Genomic DNA, 1,946 nt, shown 5'->3' with positions numbered 1-1,946 from the left:
TTGGGCAGAAGAGATTGGCGGAATTTGGTATATACTGATAATGCTGAGTTATTAACCAAAGGTTAATAAAGATAGCGCTTGGAGAGGTGGCAGAGTGGTTGAATGCGACTGACTCGAAATCAGTTGTGGCGGCAACGTCACCGGAGGTTCAAATCCTCTCCTCTCCGTTGAATTCAGACAATTAGTGAGATGGGCTGAACGCCTTGATTTGGTGGCGTCACGCGACCAATTATTTGGCTGTAGGTATATCCCAAAGTTTTGAGTGAGGCGACACAAGCATCAGCGCGTTCATCTGGAATCGCAGCTAAGAGTCCGCCAGAAGTTTGGGGATCGAATAGAAGAGGGTAAGTAGCGCGATCGCTAACTGCTGATAAATTGCTAATCTGGCGGGATGCCCGTAAATTCTGCGGGTGTAAAGAACTCACAATTCCCATTTGCAGCGTTTCCAAGGCACCTTCTAGAACTGGGATAGCTTCTAAATTGAACTCCACCGCCACCTGAGATGCTTGGATCATTTCCAGTAAATGCCCCAGCAATCCAAATCCTGTAATATCCGTACAGGCAGTAACTCCATGTTTTAATAAACACTTAGCGGCTGCTTGATTTGACAGCAGCATCGAGTGGACTGCATCATCAATCCACCGACCTTTTGCTTGCAAGCGCATCTGCGCAGCAAATAGAGTTCCCGTTCCTAGCGCTTTGGTCAAAATTAGCACTTGCCCCGGCTTCATACCTCCTTTTCGTAGCAGCTGATTGGGATAGGCTAAGCCGTTACAGGATAAACCAAAAGTTAGTTCTGCTCCTTCTGTGGTGTGTCCGCCTACCAGGGGTGTTTGCGACTGTTGCAGCACTTTAGCAGCACCCGATAACAGTTGATAAAGGGTTTCCTCCTGCTTTTCTTCCCAGGCGTAGGGAATAGTGGCAATTGCCAGCGCACTCTGAGGAGTAGCACCCATTGCAAAAATATCGCTTAAGCAATGATTAGCGCTAATTTGAGCAAAGATAAACGGGTCATTAATTAGACTTCGGAAATAGTCTAGGGTATGAACCATCACTTGATCTACTGGCACCTTGACTACGGCAGCATCATCTGGTGCATCAAGTCCAATTAAAATATCTTCACGATTACCAACTTCAGGGTGTTCTAATTTAATCCGGAGTAGGACTCGTTCTAATGTTGTACTACCGACTTTAGAACCGCAACCAGCGCAACGCATTGGCGGGTTAGGGGTTGGGGATTGAGGTTTGGGGATTGGTTGTTGGGTAACGGCTGACATTTCCGGCAAGTTGTGGAAGCGTGCCATAAATTGGAGGTCGATGCGATCTTTCCAGTGCCAAAACAAGCGGGATTCGCAGCCGAAAGCGCCCCAAGAAGCGATCGCCTGACCATCCCCTGTACCAATTAAACTAAGATATTGTTTCTGCGGCTTGTACGGTTTTAGTGGCTTCCCCAGTAACGTCCGCCGCAGGTTGTTAAACAGTGGCTTCCCCTGACGCACAGCAAAAACTCCCGCTTTCGGACGGGGATGATGAATCATCGTGGCAATATCACCTGCGGCAAATACTTGGGGATGAGAGAGCGATCGCAAAGTATCATCTACCTGGATAAAGCCTTTAGTATCGGTAGCCAATCCAGAGGCTTGCAGCCAACGAGGTGCCGATGCTTGTGTTACCCAAAAAACGCGACACTCAGCAGGAGTCCCCTCGCTAGCGCATTCAACCACTAAACCAGACTCACAAATAACCTTGTGCGGTTGAACTTCACACACCTTTTCCCCTAAATGCAACTCAACCCCACGCTGGATCAAAATTTTCTGGAAACGCCGACCCACCCAGGGGTTATAGTTCGGTAAAAGCTCAACACCGCTATGGAATAGATGGATTTCTAGATTTTCTGGAAACTGCTGGGAATGCTCAAAAAATTGATGCAGGCGAGATTGCATTGC

1 protein-coding gene and 1 tRNA gene are annotated in these 1,946 nt (G+C 47.9%); one reads left to right on the top strand and one right to left on the bottom strand.

Annotated features, from left to right (window positions below):
- The first annotated feature begins 80 nt into the window (after positions 1-80).
- Positions 81-167, top strand: a tRNA-Ser gene (locus H6F50_RS03760).
- 6 nt (positions 168-173) lie between these two features.
- Here H6F50_RS03760 and selD read toward each other — a convergent pair.
- Positions 174-1,946: selenide, water dikinase SelD (gene selD, locus H6F50_RS03755; protein ID WP_190426470.1), on the bottom strand; the 1,773-nt coding region annotated here is incomplete at its 5' end.

The organism is Coleofasciculus sp. FACHB-712 (assembly GCF_014695635.1).
Lineage (GTDB): Bacteria > Cyanobacteriota > Cyanobacteriia > Cyanobacteriales > FACHB-T130 > FACHB-T130.
Note: the sequence above shows the minus strand (reverse complement) of the source record. Positions and strands in the feature narration are given on the sequence as shown.